General features: G+C 56.5%; 16 protein-coding genes and 1 pseudogene. 10 read left to right on the top strand and 7 right to left on the bottom strand.

Translation table 11 applies throughout. From position 1 onward, the window contains the following. Window positions 1–165: 165 nt before the first annotated feature. Entirely contained in the window at window positions 166–567 is a 402-nt protein-coding gene (locus tag Q1B21_RS05695) for a hypothetical protein (protein ID WP_299886993.1), read from the top strand. Window position 568: 1 nt separating this feature from the next. Here Q1B21_RS05695 and Q1B21_RS05690 read toward each other — a convergent pair whose 3' ends face one another. Further along, entirely contained in the window at window positions 569–1,921 is a 1,353-nt protein-coding gene (locus Q1B21_RS05690) for an MATE family efflux transporter (protein WP_299886991.1), read from the bottom strand. 234 nt (window positions 1,922–2,155) lie between these two features. On the opposite strand from Q1B21_RS05690, the gene Q1B21_RS05685 reads away from it, so the two are divergent. Beyond that, window positions 2,156–3,034: an alpha/beta hydrolase gene (locus tag Q1B21_RS05685; protein ID WP_299886989.1), complete on the top strand. Its 879-nt coding sequence runs from the start codon at window positions 2,156–2,158 to the stop codon at window positions 3,032–3,034. A 43-nt stretch (window positions 3,035–3,077) separates the two neighbouring features. Here Q1B21_RS05685 and Q1B21_RS05680 read toward each other — a convergent pair whose 3' ends face one another. After that, the gene (locus tag Q1B21_RS05680) at window positions 3,078–3,686 is read right to left on the bottom strand and encodes a carboxymuconolactone decarboxylase family protein (RefSeq protein WP_299886987.1); all 609 of its coding nucleotides are present in this window, start codon (window positions 3,684–3,686) and stop codon (window positions 3,078–3,080) included. A gap of 127 nt (window positions 3,687–3,813) precedes the next feature. On the opposite strand from Q1B21_RS05680, the gene Q1B21_RS05675 reads away from it, so the two are divergent. The 3 genes from Q1B21_RS05675 to Q1B21_RS05665 all read left to right on the top strand — a co-directional run bounded on the left by Q1B21_RS05675 (window position 3,814) and on the right by Q1B21_RS05665 (window position 7,800). Beyond that, the gene (locus Q1B21_RS05675) at window positions 3,814–4,698 is read left to right on the top strand and encodes an isocitrate lyase/phosphoenolpyruvate mutase family protein (RefSeq protein ID WP_299886984.1); all 885 of its coding nucleotides are present in this window, start codon (window positions 3,814–3,816) and stop codon (window positions 4,696–4,698) included. A 203-nt stretch (window positions 4,699–4,901) separates the two neighbouring features. Next, window positions 4,902–6,860, top strand: a complete 1,959-nt coding sequence (parE, locus tag Q1B21_RS05670) for a DNA topoisomerase IV subunit B (RefSeq protein ID WP_299886981.1) — start codon at window positions 4,902–4,904, stop codon at window positions 6,858–6,860. A gap of 247 nt (window positions 6,861–7,107) precedes the next feature. Further along, window positions 7,108–7,800 carry an STM4504/CBY_0614 family protein gene (locus tag Q1B21_RS05665; protein WP_299886978.1) on the top strand — a complete coding sequence of 231 codons (693 nt, stop codon included), beginning with the start codon at window positions 7,108–7,110 and terminating at the stop codon, window positions 7,798–7,800. A 202-nt stretch (window positions 7,801–8,002) separates the two neighbouring features. On the opposite strand, the gene Q1B21_RS05660 is transcribed toward Q1B21_RS05665, so the two are convergent. After that, window positions 8,003–8,842 carry a DMT family transporter gene (locus tag Q1B21_RS05660; protein ID WP_299886975.1) on the bottom strand — a complete coding sequence of 280 codons (840 nt, stop codon included), beginning with the start codon at window positions 8,840–8,842 and terminating at the stop codon, window positions 8,003–8,005. 199 nt (window positions 8,843–9,041) lie between these two features. Between Q1B21_RS05660 and Q1B21_RS05655 the strand changes: the two are divergent. After that, window positions 9,042–9,797, top strand: a pseudogene (locus tag Q1B21_RS05655) (hypothetical protein); the annotation flags it as partial. A gap of 7 nt (window positions 9,798–9,804) precedes the next feature. Here the strand turns inward: Q1B21_RS05655 and Q1B21_RS05650 are convergent. After that, window positions 9,805–10,479 carry a TIGR04283 family arsenosugar biosynthesis glycosyltransferase gene (locus tag Q1B21_RS05650; protein WP_299886972.1) on the bottom strand — a complete coding sequence of 225 codons (675 nt, stop codon included), beginning with the start codon at window positions 10,477–10,479 and terminating at the stop codon, window positions 9,805–9,807. Between the two features lie 73 nt (window positions 10,480–10,552). Here Q1B21_RS05650 and Q1B21_RS05645 point away from each other — a divergent pair, with 73 nt between their 5' ends. Both Q1B21_RS05645 and Q1B21_RS05640 read left to right on the top strand, forming a co-directional pair. Next, the gene (locus Q1B21_RS05645) at window positions 10,553–11,290 is read left to right on the top strand and encodes a folate-binding protein (RefSeq protein WP_299886969.1); all 738 of its coding nucleotides are present in this window, start codon (window positions 10,553–10,555) and stop codon (window positions 11,288–11,290) included. 111 nt (window positions 11,291–11,401) lie between these two features. Continuing rightward, a complete protein-coding gene (locus Q1B21_RS05640) occupies window positions 11,402–12,343 on the top strand; it encodes an ABC transporter transmembrane domain-containing protein (protein WP_299886965.1) in 942 nt (313 codons plus the stop codon). Between the two features lie 64 nt (window positions 12,344–12,407). Here the strand turns inward: Q1B21_RS05640 and efp are convergent, their stop codons facing one another. Continuing rightward, window positions 12,408–12,971, bottom strand: a complete 564-nt coding sequence (gene efp / locus Q1B21_RS05635; protein WP_298936722.1) for an elongation factor P — start codon at window positions 12,969–12,971, stop codon at window positions 12,408–12,410. A 218-nt stretch (window positions 12,972–13,189) separates the two neighbouring features. On the opposite strand from efp, the gene Q1B21_RS05630 reads away from it, so the two are divergent. Next, window positions 13,190–13,510, top strand: a complete 321-nt coding sequence (locus Q1B21_RS05630) for a DUF6280 family protein (RefSeq protein WP_120633238.1) — start codon at window positions 13,190–13,192, stop codon at window positions 13,508–13,510. A gap of 72 nt (window positions 13,511–13,582) precedes the next feature. Here Q1B21_RS05630 and Q1B21_RS05625 read toward each other — a convergent pair whose 3' ends face one another. Next, complete coding sequence (locus Q1B21_RS05625; protein WP_299886960.1) at window positions 13,583–14,152, bottom strand: cobalamin biosynthesis protein CobQ; 570 nt, start codon at window positions 14,150–14,152, stop codon at window positions 13,583–13,585. A 60-nt stretch (window positions 14,153–14,212) separates the two neighbouring features. On the opposite strand from Q1B21_RS05625, the gene Q1B21_RS05620 reads away from it, so the two are divergent. Beyond that, window positions 14,213–15,670, top strand: a complete 1,458-nt coding sequence (locus tag Q1B21_RS05620; RefSeq protein ID WP_299886957.1) for a cobyric acid synthase — start codon at window positions 14,213–14,215, stop codon at window positions 15,668–15,670. Between the two features lie 3 nt (window positions 15,671–15,673). Here the strand turns inward: Q1B21_RS05620 and Q1B21_RS05615 are convergent, their stop codons facing one another. After that, the gene (locus Q1B21_RS05615) at window positions 15,674–16,459 is read right to left on the bottom strand and encodes a hypothetical protein (RefSeq protein ID WP_299886954.1); all 786 of its coding nucleotides are present in this window, start codon (window positions 16,457–16,459) and stop codon (window positions 15,674–15,676) included. Window positions 16,460–16,534: the final 75 nt, after the last annotated feature.

The raw sequence follows: 16,534 nt of genomic DNA, 5'->3' as shown, positions 1-16,534 counted from the left end.
AACAACCTGCCCCGCCAGTTTGGGCCGGGCTTATTATAACGATTTGTCCAGTGAATTTCCGCGATTTTGGAAATTCATACCACAAACGACCAGGTTCCCGTTATGGTTCCGAGAAGTAACCCCGATGGAGGCGTGTTGCGTGTCACAAGACTTAAGTGAGATGGAATGAGTACCCAGTTACCCGAATACTATTTTCGAGTCCGCGAGAACGGAGCGGTTGTTTTCAAGATCGACACAGAAAACCGGCAGCGCCGGATCGAAATGGATCAGATCGCTGTCATCAATATCCGCAATGGCGAGGTGAAACCGCACGGTCAACGCACCCTGTCTGACGCAGATAAGGTCGAGATCGCGCGTTGGATGGAACATCGCAAAACGCTGTTGGCGCAACGGGATATCGACGATATTCACCGTGCGGTTGACTACCTGAATCTGACCACGCAATGGGCCCAATCCAAGGCCTCGGACGACCAGCTTGAAGATGTGACTGATCGGCTTTTAATGGCGATGCACGATCTGCGGTCGGTCCTGGTACGCAAAAAGGCAGACCGGCTGAGCAAAGAGTGATCTATTCGGCCGGAACGCCGACTTCTCGCACGGACCGCATCCAGAACCGGGCCATCAACAAGACAGCTGCGCAGGCGAGGCCAAGAACAAGGCCCAACCAGACGCCGATCCCGTCCATTCCGCGGATGAAACCAAAATAGTAGGACGCGGGAATACCCACGACCCAGTAGCTGAGCGCGGCCATCACCATGGGTATCTTGGCGTCCTGCAAGCCACGCAACAGCCCCAATGCAATCACCTGCGCTCCGTCCACCAACTGGAACAGAGCAGCCATAGCCAGCAAACCGGTGCCGATCATGAGGATCTGGGTGCGTTGCGGGTCATCGGCTTCCATGAACAATGAAATCAACGGCTCGGCGCAGGTCAAGAATAGTATGATCGTCAGAACGGACATCACCAGCGACATACCTGTCACGGCAATTGCACCTTTCTCCAGATGTGCGCGGTCTCTTCGGCCCAGCGCATTGCCTGCCCGGATGGTGGCTGCGTTCGACAAACCGAGATGCACCATGAACGTGGCCGACGCCAGGTTCAGCGCGATCCCATGCGCGGCCAGCGGCACCTGACCCAGCCAGCCCATCATAATGGCAGAGGTTGCAAACAGGGTAACCTCGGCAAGTGTGGTCAGCCCGATGGGCACCCCCAGTCGCAGTACGCTAAAGAACATCTCCCAATCCGGTCGCCAGAACCGTTGGAACAGGCTGTGCTCGGGCAGAACACGTACGGCGTAGATAATAACCGCGATCAAAGAGACAACCTGCGTCACGATCGACGCGATGGCGGCCCCCATCACGCCAAGCTCGGGCGCACCCCAATTGCCGAAGATCAACGCATAATTGGTCACCCCATTGACCAGGGCAGCCACAACAGTGATCCACAAAACGATCTGCGTTCTCTCCAACGCGGCGAGGTAGGATTTCACCACCATCACTAGCAACGCAGGGAACAACCCCCATCCGGCAATGCGCAGATATTTTGACGCGGTTTCAGCAACTTGCGGGTCCTGCTTAAGGGCAATCAAAACCGGATAAGACCACCAGAGCAACGGCATAACCAGGGTCGCATAAAGCAATGAAAGCCAAAGCCCCATGCGCGTCGAGCGCCGAATGCTGGTTTCATCCGCTTCCGCAGCGGCGGTCGCGACCATCGGCATGACCGCCCAGCCAAACCCAGCACCAAACAAGAACAACACAAAGTAGTAGCTGCCGGCCAGCGTCACTGCAGCCAACGCCTCGACCCCGTACCAACCCAGCATGATCGTATCCGTCAGGCCGATCGCAAACTGCGCCAGATGCCCACCAACCAGCGGCAGACCCAGAACGGCAATGGCTCGGAAATGGCCAGGATATGTCATCACCTTGATCATCATTCCAGCCATATGCGCGGCCCGAGTTCGGGACAAGAGCGGATCGTTGAAATTTCAATTTGAGATCAAAATTCCGCGGGTTAAGCTACCCGCGAGACGTGATGATTTCTGTACCAGGTTACACGCTACAAGACAGGAAACACGGTTTACAATTCTGGCAATCACGCAGCGGCTAGCGTCTCGTGTGTTTCGCATGCAAACTGAACACAAAAGGCGGGTACATTGGAAACCAAGCTTATCGACCTGAACAGCCGACCTTTCTTTGTCAGAAGCTGGGGCCAACCCCAAAACCCACCTTTGCTGATGCTGCATGGGTTCCCCGAGTTCGGCGGTGCGTGGGGTGATCTCGCCCCCCACCTGACCGACCGATTTTACTGTATCGCGCCAGATCAACGCGGCTATGGGCAAAGCTGGGCACCGTCGGGTGTTGAAAACTATGCGCTGTCCCAACTGGTCTCGGATATGGCTGCGATGATCGAGCAAGATTATTCCCGTGTCACGGTTCTGGGCCACGACTGGGGTGCCTCGGTTGCCTATGGCCTGGCGATGTTTCGACCGGATTTGGTGGATCGTTTGATCATTGCAAACGGTGTTCACCCGGTCACGTTTCAACGGGCAATGGCCTCGGGTGGGGCACAGTCAAAGGCCTCGCAATATATAAACAAACTCCGTGCGCCGGATGCGGCCAATCGGCTGTCTGCCAACAACTATGCCCAGCTTGAGCAGTTCTTTCGCCACGGGATGGGGCTGGACTGGTTGTCGGATGCCAAAATGGACGCCTATCGGGCCGAATGGGCACGCCCCGGACGGTTGGAGGCTATGTTGAACTGGTATCGCGCCTCACCTCTGGTCGTGGCGGCCCCGGACCAGCCCTGCACAGATGCGCCCGACTTGCCTGTCCAACGGCTTAGAGTTCCCTGCCCGCATCTTTTGCTGTGGGGACCCGAAGATAAGGCGCTGCTTCCCGTGTCCACAGAAGGGCTTGAAGAATTCGCGCCAAACTTGACCCGTATCTCAATCCAAGGAACCGACCACTGGCTGCATCATCAAAAACCCGACGCGATGGCGCAGGCAATTCTTGATTGGATCCCAACAGATTGAGGCATGTTCGCATTGAATCGACACTTCAACACGCAGATCCATCTCATCGATGACCCCAGTCTTCGGGGTTGTCCGAATTGTTCGGCGACAGACCCAAAACGTCCCCGTCGGTTGAGCACCCCAGGCCCAGAACAGTCCGGTTCGCATAAGAAAAATACGCGCAAACCTGATTGATCTCGAGGATTTCGCCGTCATCCCATCCGGCGTCCCGCAGTTTAACGACATCCCCTTCCACCAGATCGGCCGGAGCTTGGGTCAGTTGCCGAGCATACTCCATCGCCGCAACCTGCCGTGCGTCCAACAGCGCGTCTTCTGGTCTGCCTGCTTCTATCGCTGCGCGAATGGCTTCACCTCGCGCTGCATCGCCCAGAAGGCGCTGCAACCCATTGAAGTGATGCTCGACACAATAACCGCAGCGATTCAGTGAGCTGACCCAGACGCCCAAAACCTCAAGAAACCACTTGGGGATCTGATTGCCCGAATGGTGCAGCACATTCTTGTAGATCGCCATGTGGCCTTCCATCGAATGCGGTCGCAAGGAATGCACCATCATGATATTGTCTACATTGTTGTCAGGGCCGGTGACCCGGTCATAGAGTTTCCTCAGCCTGCCGGTTGCCTCATCAAACGGCACAGTCTTGATCCAGCTCATCTCGCCTGTTCTCCTTGATTTTGATTGGTGTCCGGAGACTAGGAGGTGTTTTCGTCGGTTACGAGGTGAATTCGTAGATCAATCTTCCTGATCTCGGAAGGTGTCTCGAACAAATGGGATGTACCCCGTGTTGACCTCGCCATTTGTTGCGATGAATGTCGTCTATAGCGAGCTTTTTTGTTATCAATCGAAAGAGGATCATGTCTTGCGCCGCGATGAATTGACCGACCGTTTCCGCGAACTTCACGTTCTAAGCAAGCCGGTGGTGATGCCGAACCCTTGGGACATCGGGTCAGCGAAGGTAATGGCGAACATGGGTGCAAAGGCGTTGGCGACGACCTCATCAGGCTATGGGTTCACGCAAGGGCTGACCGATGGCGGTCAGATGACACGTGACTTGGCCCTGCAGCATGCAACCGAGATATGCGCTGCAGTCGATGTACCGGTGAACGGCGATTTTGAAAACGGATTTGGCGACAGCCCCGAGACAGTTGCCGAAACAGTGCAACTGGCGGCAAAGGCAGGTCTATCAGGCGTTTCGATTGAAGATACTGCCTTTCCTGGGACAGACTCCTATCCATTTGAGCTTGCTCTGGCCCGTATAGAAGCGGCGGTGATCGCTGCTGGCGCGGCGGGAATTGTGCTGACGGCCCGGGCGGACGGTTGGCAATTGCGGAACTATGATCAGGCTGAGGCATTGAGACGCTGCCAAGCGTTCGCCCAAGCCGGCGCTGATGTGATCTATGCCCCGCTGGTCGATGCGGACCCCACTCGCGCTCTGGCCGCCACTGGAACACCGGTCAACATTCTGGCCGCAGGCGATATGCGTGATCTGACCACAAAACAAATGGGGGCACTTGGTGCATCCCGCATTTCAATTGGCGGCGGACTTGCCAGGGTTACTCAACAGGTGGTCATAGAGGGTACTCAAGCGATGCTGGAACGGGGCGACTTCACGATCCTGAAAGGTGCGGCAAGCGAGGCAGAAATCGAAGCGCTGTTGAACAGATGAGCCGCAAGGCCGAGAGCCCTTCTGGACGGTAACGTAAATTCGGCAGTGGTTGCCAACCGGGCAGCAGGCATTTTGCCCACGTTGCCAGTTTTGGTTTGTTTTCGACAATCAAAGCCAAACCGTCCACAACACCTCGCGTCCCTCTTCCCCCGGACCACATCACCTGCCATAATGGAGGAAACTGAAAAACAAGAGCAGCACACATGCCTGACGATCTGTTGACGCCCAGCGCGACCTCCACCTATGACGCCTCGTCCATCGAGGTGCTCGAAGGGCTGGAACCGGTTCGCAAACGCCCCGGCATGTATATCGGCGGCACGGATGAGCGTGCGCTGCACCATATGGTGGCAGAAATCCTCGATAACTCGATGGACGAGGCCGTGGCGGGCCACGCCAACCGGATCGAGGTCGAGCTTCACGAAGACTACGCCCTGACCGTCCGCGACAACGGGCGAGGCATTCCTATCGACCCACACCCCAAATTCCCTGACAAATCCGCACTTGAGGTGATCCTTTGCACCCTGCACGCGGGCGGCAAATTCTCGGGCAAGGCTTATCAGACCTCGGGCGGTCTGCACGGTGTGGGTGCTTCGGTTGTGAACGCCCTGTCGGATTCGATGGTTGTGCAGGTGGCGCGCGACAAACAACTGTTTGAACAACGATTCTCACGCGGGGTCCCTTTAGGGCCCGTGGAAAAGGTTGGCGCGGCGCCAAACCGGCGCGGCACCACGGTGACCTTCCACGCCGATCCCGACATCTTTGGCCATCACAAGTTCAAACCTGCGCGGCTGTTCAAATCCATCCGCTCCAAGGCTTACCTGTTCTCGGGCGTCGAGATTCGCTGGAAGACCGCCATCGACGACGGCGAAACCCCGACCGAGGCCACGTTCCACTTCCCCGGTGGCCTGTCGGATTATCTGAAAGAGACGATGAACGGATCGTCCACCTATGCCGATCAGCCATTTGCGGGCACCGTGGACTTTACCGAGAAATTCAACGCCCCCGGCAAGGTCGAATGGGCGATCAACTGGACGCCGTCGCGCGATGGGTTCATCCAATCCTATTGTAACACCGTCCCCACCCCCGAAGGCGGCACCCACGTAGCGGGTTTCTGGGCTGCGATCCTCAAGGGGATCAAGGCCTATGGCGAGTTGATCAACAACAAGAAAGCCGCGCAGATCACCCGCGAAGACCTGATCGCCGGTGGCTGCGCACTGGTGTCGTGCTTTATCAGCGAACCGGAATTCGTGGGCCAAACCAAAGACCGTCTGGCCACGGTCGAGGCGCAGCGGCTGGTCGAAAACTCTGTCCGGGATCATTTCGACAACTGGCTCGCCGCGGACACAAAGTCCGCGGGAGCCATTCTTGATTTCCTGATCCTGCGCTCGGAAGAGCGCCTGCGCAGGCGGGCCGAGAAAGAAACACAACGCAAGTCCGCCACTAAAAAACTTCGTCTTCCCGGCAAGTTGGTGGACTGCTCTAGTTCAACACGGGACGGCACGGAATTATTCATCGTCGAGGGCGATTCTGCGGGCGGGTCCGCCAAGATGGGCCGCAACCGCAAAACACAGGCCCTGCTGCCCCTGCGCGGCAAAATCCTGAACGTGCTGGGCGCGGCCAGTTCCAAACTTGGCACCAATGCCGAGATCAGTGACCTGACCCAAGCGCTGGGGGTTGGCCTTGGCACAAGGTTCAATGTCGACGACCTGCGCTATGACAAGATCATCATCATGACCGACGCAGATGTGGACGGCGCGCATATCGCAGCACTACTGATGACGTTTTTCTTCACCCAGATGCGCCCGATGATTGACGCGGGCCACTTGTATCTGGCCTGCCCACCCCTTTACCGCCTGACCCAAGGCGCCAAGCGCGTCTATTGTCTGGACGAGGCCGAGCGCGACGAGTGGTTAGAGAAAGGCTTGGGTGGCAAGGGCAAGATCGACGTGTCCCGCTTCAAGGGTCTGGGCGAAATGGACGCCAAGGACCTGAAAGAGACCACGATGGACCCGGCCTCCCGGAAATTGATCCGGGTCACCATAGACGAGGACGAACCCGGCGAGACCGGCGATCTGGTCGAGCGCCTGATGGGTAAAAAGCCCGAACTGCGTTTTCAGTATATTCAGGAGAACGCGCGGTTTGTGGAGGAGTTGGATGTTTGAGAAGTAAATTTGATGGCAGTTGTTGACCTTTACTCTAAACGGAAAAGACGGGCGCTTGGCGAAACTCCTGACGTATTCACTTATGATGAGATACCCAAACACCTACGTGTTCAGGTTTTGCACATTTGGGACAGCGCAATCGGAACCCAAGCAGACTACGTCGACAGATATCGGTCCAGTACAACTAAACGTGTTTATCGCCTGATCGTGGAGACATTCCGAAAGGAATATGGAAAGCTAGCACTCGTTGGGCTGTATCGGGAGAATTTCAGAGAAGAATTGCGCGAATTTTTTTTTGAATTCTGCGGATACCGATCAAGCAATTGACATAATCGAGGTGAGTTTTCGCGCGATTGACAAAATTTGCCGTAAGTGGAGCAGCGATCATAGCTCAATTGCCGCCGATGCGATCGACGAATTGAATCAGCGGTTTTCTGAGCACGGCATTGGATACAGCTTCGAAGACGGGAAAATCATTCGCAAAGATACGGAGCTTACTCACAAAGAAATAGTAAAGCCAGTTTTGCACTTCTTGTCGGGACCACACTACACTGGAGCACAGCAAGAATTTCTCAGCGCATTTGACCACCAAAGGCAGGGTAAGAACAAAGAAGCCTTGAATGATTGCCTTAAATCGTTTGAAAGCACGATGAAAGCCATCTGCGTCAAGCGCGGCTGGACTTTTGACAAAAATGATGCCGCCAAAGCTTTGATCAAAACTATGTTTAACGAAGGCCTTATTCCAAGTTTTTGGCAAAACCAATTCAATACACTGCGTTCTCTCTTAGAGAGCAGCGTTCCCACTGGACGGAACAAGCAAAGTGGCCATGGACAGGGAAGTACGCCGACGGTCGTAGCAGATGAAGTGGTTCGATTTATGCTGAACATGACCGCATCTTGCATTCTGTTCTTGGCTTCGGCAGAAAAAGCTTTGCCATAACTGCCGCGTTTTCCCCACTTTACCCATATCCTATTGCCCAGCCCGAGGGCGGGTACTGAACGCGCCCGTCGTTAAATCGTAGGTTTGCCTCCAGCAAACCGGGGCGGGTCGGGCGCGTGCTTAATGCTCCGCATCAAGTATTGGGTGGATAAGACGGAGCATCTCCGCACCCCGTAGGCCGGGCTTCAGCCGGGCGCTGACCTCAAACAGCCATCCCGATCAACGCGACTCCAACCGCCATCAACACAGCCGCGCCCAGCCGCCGCATCCAATTGCCCTCATGCAAAAAAACAAACCCAATCAGCGCCGCGAAGATCACCGAAGTTTCGCGCAACGCCGACACGGCCCCCAGCGGGGCAAAGTTCTTGGCATAGAGCACCAGCCCGTAGGCCGTCATCGACACCAGCCCGCCCAGAATGCCGATCATCCAGACCTTGGCGGGCAGCGCCGCCAGTGTGTCCCGCTTCCGCACCCCCACAAACCCGGCGATGAACAGGTGCAAAAACGCGCCCCAGGCCCAGTAGCTGAGCGTATTGCCCGACAGCCGCACGCCGATCCCATCGACAACCGAGTAGATCGAAATGCAGAACCCGGTGCCCAGTGCAAAGCCCAGCGCCCAGCGCCCGACGCCGGATCGCAATGCGCTCCAACTGCTGAGCTGAATGCCCAGCGCGATCAGGGCAATCCCCACCCAGGCTTGGGGGGGCAGAACCTCCCCCACCAAAAGCATCGCCCAGAGCGACACCAGCGCGGGCACGATGCCACGGGCAATGGGGTAGACGACACTCAGATCGCCATGCTGGTAGGCTTTGCCGAGCATGAAGTAATAGCCGAAATGCACCACGGTTGAGATCAGGATGTACGAAAAACTCTCGGCACTGGGCAGCGGCAAAAGCAGCACCATCACCGCCGCAGGGATAACGTGGCCGAAAGCCACAAGGCCCAAAGTGGTTGTCTGGTCGGCGGCCGTTTTAACGATCGCGTTCCAAACGGCATGCAACAAGGCCGCAGTCAGAACAATGGTGATGACAAACAGGGACACACTGGGACCTTCAAGCAAGTGTCGGCCGATGATAAGCCAATGTCGTCAATTGCATACCGCAGTGCCAAACTCAACGCAGAACCGTGTCCTAAGGGAGCATGCAATCGCGCCCTGAACGATCTAACCGGTGGCTAACAAGTGGCTACAACTGCACGTGAACACTGTTGCGCAACACGGCTGAGCACTTAATGTTGCCAGCATGAGTTTTGTGACCGACAACCAGTTGCCCTTGCTGATCATGTTCTTTGTAATCGGGTCCATTGGCACGGGCTTTCTGTTCCGCAAACCGGCGGGCCACCGGGCGTGGAAGCTCGCCGATCTGGTTTGGGTCGTATTGGGTGGCATCGGTGCACTGGTGGCGGTGCTGGCCGGGCTTTATACGGCCGACAGCTCTCGGCTGGATCGGCAGATCGACGTGGCCTATGCGGCGACACTGGCCTTTGATCGCGACGCCGCGCGGTTCCGGTTGCGGTTCTGCGATCCGGCTTTTGACCCAGATACCGCCGTTTTATGTGACAAGGTCGAGTTCCTGTCGGCCTCAACCGCGAGCAACGCCGATCTGCCGCTGTTCATTGCCGTCACGAACGAGGTCGCGCCGCTGCAAGGGCTGCAATTTCTGTTCGGCGGTCAGTCCAAGGACGACATGGACGAGATTCGAGGTATGGCCGCCAAGGCCGACGCCTTTGATATCGACCAGTTCCTTGTTTTCACTTCACTAGACGAGCCGACACAGGCCGCCATCGACAACATGCGCCGCAAGGTTCCGGCCATTGCCGGAGACTATCTGATACTGGCGCAGAGCTATGACGATCTTATCGATCAGGTCGGCAAGTTGAAGGATGAGTGGGAGTATTTGCAATCCAACGCACACATACTGGTTTTGCAGATTGTCGCCCTGTGTCTTGTCAGTTTCGCCGCGCCGTTCCGATTGGGTAAATCCATAGTGGAACTGCGGACGACGCTTATCGCCGATACGCCCGCGCCAACCGCTCGGGATCTGTCCCAAGAAAATACCGAGCCAGAGTCCACAGATTCCGCGCGCCCCGCCGAACCCAGCCCGACCGCTGGTAGCGTTCCGCACTCGTAGTCGCCTGCGCTTTGAGCAATGTCATCTGCGGCAGCGCACGCACCAGCGCCACGTCCTCCATCAGCGGTTGATCCTTATAGCCACCGGCCGACAGGTAGGTATCACGCGGCACTAGCAGCCCCTGATCGCCATACGGCAACCCAAATACACGACTGCGCAGATTGGCCCAGCCGGCCACCCATTTCGGTGCGATCCCCTTAGCTCGAAATGCCAACCGGAAAGCTGCGGGTGTATCTGTTTTCAGGTGCTGTTCTACCGTTTCGCTCCACCCCCGTTGCAAAACCGTATCGGCATGCAAAACCAGCAACCAATCCCCCTTGGCCTGCGCGCAGCCGTTACGCAGCTGTCCGCCGCGCGACGCCGCTCCGCTGATCACAGTTGCTCCGGCCTCTTTGGCGATATCGAGTGTCAGATCGCCGGAGCCACCATCGGAAATCACAAGTTCACGGATCAGACCGCCGTGCAGCCCCTCCATCAACGCCTGCAGACACGCAGGCAACGCTTCTTGAGCGTTCAGGGTTGGAATCACGATGCTTATTGGGGCGGGCACGTCCGATAACCTCTGGTCTTGGCAGCGAGAGTTCCTATATCACGGTGCCCAAGCAAATGACGAGGACCAAGCCATGCCGACCCGCCGCATTCTGCGCCTGACAGGCTCGGACACCGAGAGCTTTTTGCAAGATATGGTCACCAATGATTTGGGCGGCTTGGACAGCGGCCTGGTGTACGCCGCGCTTCTGACGCCGCAGGGGAAGTATCTGGCAGATTTCTTTCTGAAACGCGACGGTGATGCGATTCTGCTGGATGTTGCCGAGGGTTTGGCCGACGGCCTGTTCAAGCGCCTGAACATGTACAAACTGCGCGCGGACGTTGCAATTGAAATCACCGACCTGAACTTGCAGCGCGGCACCGGGCCGGCACCCGATAGCGCCCTGCCCGACCCGCGCCATCCGGATCTGGGCTGGCGCGCCTACACGGCAGGCCCTGAAAGCGATGATGAAACAGATTGGGACGCCATCCGAGTGCGCCACTGCATTCCCGAGACTGAAATTGAACTGACCCCGGACAGCTATATTCTGGAGTCTGGCTTTGAGGTTCTGAACGGCGTGGATTTTAAAAAAGGTTGCTATGTCGGGCAGGAAGTCACTGCACGCATGAAACACAAAACCGAATTGCGCAAAGGTCTAAAGCGCGTGCAGATCGACGGCACTGCCCCAGTTGGCACGCCAATTGAGTCGAACGGAAAGCCCGCCGGGACGTTATTCACGCAATCTGGTGGGCAAGCGATTGCTTATCTGCGATTTGATCGTGCGGGCGATGATATGCGCGCCGGGGATGCGGTGGTGCGGCTGGGCGACTAGCCCGCGCCTGTTGCCATTCCGTTACGCTTGTTGTGCCACTCGGTTGCATAACATTTGAACTCTGGAACCGCCCTGTCACACTGGCAGAGGTGAAGTGACAGGGATACCGAAATGCTGCAGCTGTATTCGGCCATTTGGCGTGCCAGCGCCGGGCGGCAGATCATCCTTATTCTTCTGTCGATCGCGGTGGCTGGGCTAGCAGCCGTTCCGCTTGAGTTTCAACGTGACATCATCAATCACCTGACCTCGGACCATATCGAAACAAAGCGTTTGATCCTGCTCGGCGTGGGCATGATGGCGGTGATCTTGCTGAGCCTGAGCCTGAAATGGATCCTGGGCTATCGCGCAGGGACATTGGGTGAAGATATGATCCGGCTAATCCGTCAGCGCCTTTTGTTACGTGCCGCAGATGTGGATGAGACCGGAGAATCCGTCCGCAAAGGCACGATGACAACGGCTATCTCTGCCGAGGCCGAAGATCTGGGGAAATTCGCTGGTGGCGCCTTTTCCGACCCAGTGGTTCAGATCGGGACCTTGGTCAGTGTTATCGGCTATATCTCGTCCACGCAGCCCGGTCTGGGCCTGATCGCATTTTCGATGATTGTGCCTCAGATTCTGATCGTCTTGATGTCGCAGCGCGAGGTGAATGTGTTTGTTGCGGAACGGGTTCGGATATTGCGCAGCGCAACAGATCGTTTGACGGCTGATGACATCGAAGCGGCGGAACGGGACATCAATGCCCAATTCGATGAAATCTACGAAACACGACGCAGAATGTTCATTTGGAAGCTGTCCGCCAAATTCCTGCTGAGCGTGATCAACGGCGCCGGGACGGTGGGCGTCCTCATGCTGGGCGGGTGGCTGGTGATGCAGGGAAAAACCGATGTTGGCACAGTCGTCGCAGCAATCAGTGGATTAAGCCGTATTCAGGGGCCCACGGCTTTTCTGATTACGTTTTATCGTCAGGTCAGCGCCAACCGCATCAAGTACGAGTTGATGCTAGAGCTCTTTGGCCCCGACCCGGCCCGCTATCGACGTCCGTCCAAGACCTGACAAAAAGACCGCGCGGCGATTGCCGGCGCGGTCTTTTTCAATCCAGTTTCGAAAAGCGCAAACCTTACGCACGTTCCGAGTATTCCATGGTCTCGGTGTTCACGATGATCATCTCATCTTGGCCTACAAAAGGTGGAACCATGACTTTGACGCCGTTGTCCAAAACCGCAGGTTTGAACGAGTTTGCGGCTGTCTGACCCTTCACCACCGGCTCGGTCTCGACGATTTTGCACGTAACTTTCTGTGGCAGCGTGGCGTTCAACGCTTCGCTCTCATAGAACTCGACAACAATAGTCATGCCATCCTGCAAGAACGGGCGGCGCTCGCCCAGCAAATCTGCAGGCAATTCAATCTGTTCGTAGGTCTCGGAATCCATGAACACTAGCATGCCGTCGGATTCATAAAGGAACTGCTGGTCTTTCTGCTCTAGCCGGACCCGTTCAACCTTATCCGCCGACCGGAAACGTTCGTTCAGCTTCGAGCCATTGCGCAGGTTGCGTAATTCGACCTGGGCAAATGCCCCGCCCTTACCCGGTTTCACATGGTCTACTTTGACGGCCGCCCACAGCCCGCCATTATGCTCAAGCACGTTGCCGGGGCGAATTTCGTTCCCATTTATCTTGGGCATGACTTAAATCCTTCACAAACGGTTGATGCGTCGTTTGCCGCCCCTATATCTGGCGGGACCACACCTGACAAGACAACGAGACCTAGTGCTGCACATGCAGCAAGCCATGCAACTGACGCAACGCAACTATGCATTTTAGGTGTATCCGAATCGCACCTAATAGGTCATAAGAGCCGTCATGCCGAAAATGCAAGAGCAAGAACAACAAGGATAACGAGATGAGAGATTTCGTTGACGGCACTGCCTTTAACAACGAACAAGGCAATCGTGCAAAGAAACTTTTCGCGGCCGTTGTACTGGCTGCGCTTGATGACGCCATCGCTGACGACAAGAAGTATGGCAATGGCCCGGAACAGATCGCCCGCTGGGCGCGTTCGCGCGATGGGCGCGAAGTGCTGTCTTGCGCGGGTATTGACCCGAACGAGCGTGTTGTCGGTGGCCTGATGGAGTTCGTCGGTCGTGGCGTGCGGACATCCGTGGCCCTGTCGCGTGAAGAAAGCGAACGTCGCAACGCTGCACAACAAGCCGAAGCCGCCTAGATCAAGTCGACTTTTTGAAGAAAAGCGCGCTCCTTTCAATCGGAGCGCGTTTTTCTTTTGCGCATTGCCTGCTCAGAAGAACATCAGCCATTGGCGGGCCACCCAGATTTCTGCACCCACCAACGCGGCAAAAAACAGTTTGGCCCATACCGGCATGCCTTGTTGCCACAAAACGACATAGGATGTCAGGCAGGCCAACGCTGAGACCGGAGCGACCCAAAACGCATGATGGGTACTGTCCCAATAGCTGACAGGGCTGTGAAACACCCAGGAGTTGATTGGCCAGAATTGCGCACGACCATCGCCAGCATGCAGCAGAAAATCCATTGCCAGATGGATCAATCCTGCCGCTGCCCCAACGATTAACACACGCCAGCCTCGCCATATTCCGATCGTTAAGGCCAATCCCCAAAGGATAAAGGAATTGTCGATCGCAAAAACCGTCTGCCACGCGGATGAATAGTAGAGTTGGCCAAACACCACCTGCTCGGGGATGCCCAGTACAAACAAAGAAACACCAGCCAACACATAAAGTGACAAATCGGGCAGTAGCGACCCCAGCAAAGCTGCCCACAGGATGCGCCCGTTGGCAGGCCGGGCAAAAGCCGCAGCGCCGATCAATAGATGTGCAGGTGTGTTCATCCGGGCTTCCCCTTCGGTCTCAAATCAGGTCATCTGCGCGTCAAACATAGGAGACTCACCATGGTTCGCGCCATCATGATTCAGGGCACAGGCAGCAATGTCGGAAAATCGGTTCTGGTGGCCGGATTGGCGCGGGCCTTCACACGACGGGGGCTGAGGGTTGCTCCGTTCAAGCCACAAAACATGTCGAACAATGCCGCCGTGACCGAAAATGGCGGTGAGATTGGCCGTGCGCAGGCGCTGCAGGCCCGTGCCGCCAAGCTTTCGACACATACGGATATGAACCCCATTCTATTGAAACCCGAAACGGACACTGGCGCCCAGATTATCGTTCACGGACAGCGTGCAGGCACAATGAAGGCGGGTGACTATCGCAAGGACAAGTCCAAGCTGCTGGGCGCCGCATTGGAGAGCTTTGGCCGGTTGTGCCGTGACGCGGATCTTGTGCTAATCGAGGGTGCAGGTAGCCCAGCTGAAACCAACCTGCGCGCAGGAGACATTGCGAATATGGGGTTTGCCTGTGCAGCCCAGGTGCCGGTGGTGCTTGTAGGTGATATTCACAGGGGTGGAGTGATTGCCCAGATCGTTGGCACACAAGCCGTTCTGGACAAGGCCGATCTGAAGATGATCCGGGGATTTGCCGTCAATCGCTTTAAAGGGGATGTGTCCCTGTTTGACGAGGGGCGCGATGACATAGCCGCGCGCACCGGATGGCCTTGTCTGGGCGTTGTCCCCTGGTTTAACGATGCCTGGAAACTGCCTGCCGAAGATATGATGGATATCCGGTCTCACACCGGCGGCGCTTGTAAAGTTGTTGTGCCACAGCTGGAAAGGATGGCGAATTTCGACGACCTGGACCCGTTGTCGGCGGAACCCGGTGTAAGTGTCGAGATCGTCCCTGCAGGTCGCCCTCTGCCCGGCGATGCGGACCTTGTGTTGTTGCCCGGCAGCAAATCAACAATCGGCGATTTGACCTATTTCAGGGGGCAAGGATGGGACGTTGACCTCTATGCCCATGTGCGCCGAGGCGGGCATGTTCTGGGCTTGTGCGGCGGCTATCAGATGCTGGGTAAGACCATATCGGATCCCGACGGCGTCGACGGCCGACCGGGTAAGGTGGACGGGTTGGGATTATTGGATGTCGACACGGTTATGGGTGGAAAAAAGCAGGTCATACTGCGCAAGGCCAACGCGCTGCCGAACCGTGAACCTGTCGACGGGTATGAAATCCATATGGGCCATACCGAAGGACCGGATTGCACCCGCGCCTGGCTGGAAATCGAAGGCCGTCCAGAAGGCGCAGCAAGCCCGAACGGGCGCATCATGGGCAGTTACCTGCACGGCATCTTCTCATCCGATGCATTCCGCGCCAGCTTTCTGCCCCGGTTAGGCGTAGATTCAGAGACCGCCTATGAGGATGGGGTCGAACAGACATTGGATGCTCTGGCCGATCATCTGGAACAGCATATGGATCTGGATTTTCTATTGGATCTGGCGCAACCGCCATCTATCAGCTGAAGACTATTCCACGTCCAGCGCCGCCAATGCCCGGGCGATCTCTCGCCGAACCATTTTGCGGACGTTTCGTGTAATCCGTTCACCCAATGCGCCTTGCAGCTCTTGCCGAACAACTTCGGCGATCAAGTGGCGCAGTTCATCCTCATCCATGGTTGCCATGACCTGATCGAGGGTATCTGCTGGGTCTTCCTCAGAGATCGACGGTTCAAAAACCTCAGGGTCACGAATAAACTTCGCCGCCTGAGCGTCGGCTTCATGACCATCCAGTTCAACCTGATCTTCCTGCTCCGTCTCGGCGGTCGTCTCTTGAACATTCCACCGCAGCGCCCGTGTCGGGGTGCCGGAATAGGCATCATCGCTGTCCCCGTCAGGTTCCCATTGATCCTCGGTCCGTGCAATCGCAGCCTCCAGCGCTTCGATCTTGGAGCTTAAACTGGTTGCCGGATCATTTGGGGAAACAGCCTCCTGCAGGGCGTCTGCCGTATCGCCCTGCGTTTTGTCATCCTGATTTGCCGCAGCTTCCGTACGAACGATATCGCAGGCGCGCAACAACATCGGTTTGGCCGAATCCTCGGCGCTATACTCTGGGTCAAGCTTGAGAGGGGCAGCGCCCTCCTCAACCTTAGCGGGTTTGCTAATACGCAAGGCGTCCGTCAGAACCAGCCGCCCGGGCTTACGCCCCCCAGACCCTTGATCCGAAACTGAATTTTTGCGGCCGTCGTCACTGACCAACCGTTTTACCGAAGACAAGACATCTTCGATACCTGCTTTTACGACACCATCAGACATTGTTTTTCTACCGCTCTATCCTTGGGGTCGAGTCTAGCCAAACAATCGTAGCCTCACAACAACTAGTATTGTTTA

This window comes from uncultured Ruegeria sp., assembly GCF_947504215.1.
GTDB lineage: Bacteria > Pseudomonadota > Alphaproteobacteria > Rhodobacterales > Rhodobacteraceae > Ruegeria.
This window is presented reverse-complemented; position numbering and strand designations above follow the sequence as displayed.

Bases quoted from the DNA above. Each gene is read 5' to 3' on its own strand.
- Q1B21_RS05690 (WP_299886991.1), bottom strand. From the start codon at position 1,921: ATGACATATCCTGGCCATTTCCGAGCCATTGCCGTTCTGGGTCTGCCG.
- parE (WP_299886981.1), top strand. From the start codon at position 4,902: ATGCCTGACGATCTGTTGACGCCCAGCGCGACCTCCACCTATGACGCC.
- Q1B21_RS05695 (WP_299886993.1), top strand. From the start codon at position 166: ATGAGTACCCAGTTACCCGAATACTATTTTCGAGTCCGCGAGAACGGA.
- Q1B21_RS05630 (WP_120633238.1), top strand. From the start codon at position 13,190: ATGAGAGATTTCGTTGACGGCACTGCCTTTAACAACGAACAAGGCAAT.
- Q1B21_RS05680 (WP_299886987.1), bottom strand. From the start codon at position 3,686: ATGAGCTGGATCAAGACTGTGCCGTTTGATGAGGCAACCGGCAGGCTG.
- Q1B21_RS05620 (WP_299886957.1), top strand. From the start codon at position 14,213: ATGGTTCGCGCCATCATGATTCAGGGCACAGGCAGCAATGTCGGAAAA.
- Q1B21_RS05625 (WP_299886960.1), bottom strand. From the start codon at position 14,152: ATGAACACACCTGCACATCTATTGATCGGCGCTGCGGCTTTTGCCCGG.
- Q1B21_RS05615 (WP_299886954.1), bottom strand. From the start codon at position 16,459: ATGTCTGATGGTGTCGTAAAAGCAGGTATCGAAGATGTCTTGTCTTCG.
- Q1B21_RS05645 (WP_299886969.1), top strand. From the start codon at position 10,553: ATGCCGACCCGCCGCATTCTGCGCCTGACAGGCTCGGACACCGAGAGC.
- efp (WP_298936722.1), bottom strand. From the start codon at position 12,971: ATGCCCAAGATAAATGGGAACGAAATTCGCCCCGGCAACGTGCTTGAG.
- Q1B21_RS05640 (WP_299886965.1), top strand. From the start codon at position 11,402: ATGCTGCAGCTGTATTCGGCCATTTGGCGTGCCAGCGCCGGGCGGCAG.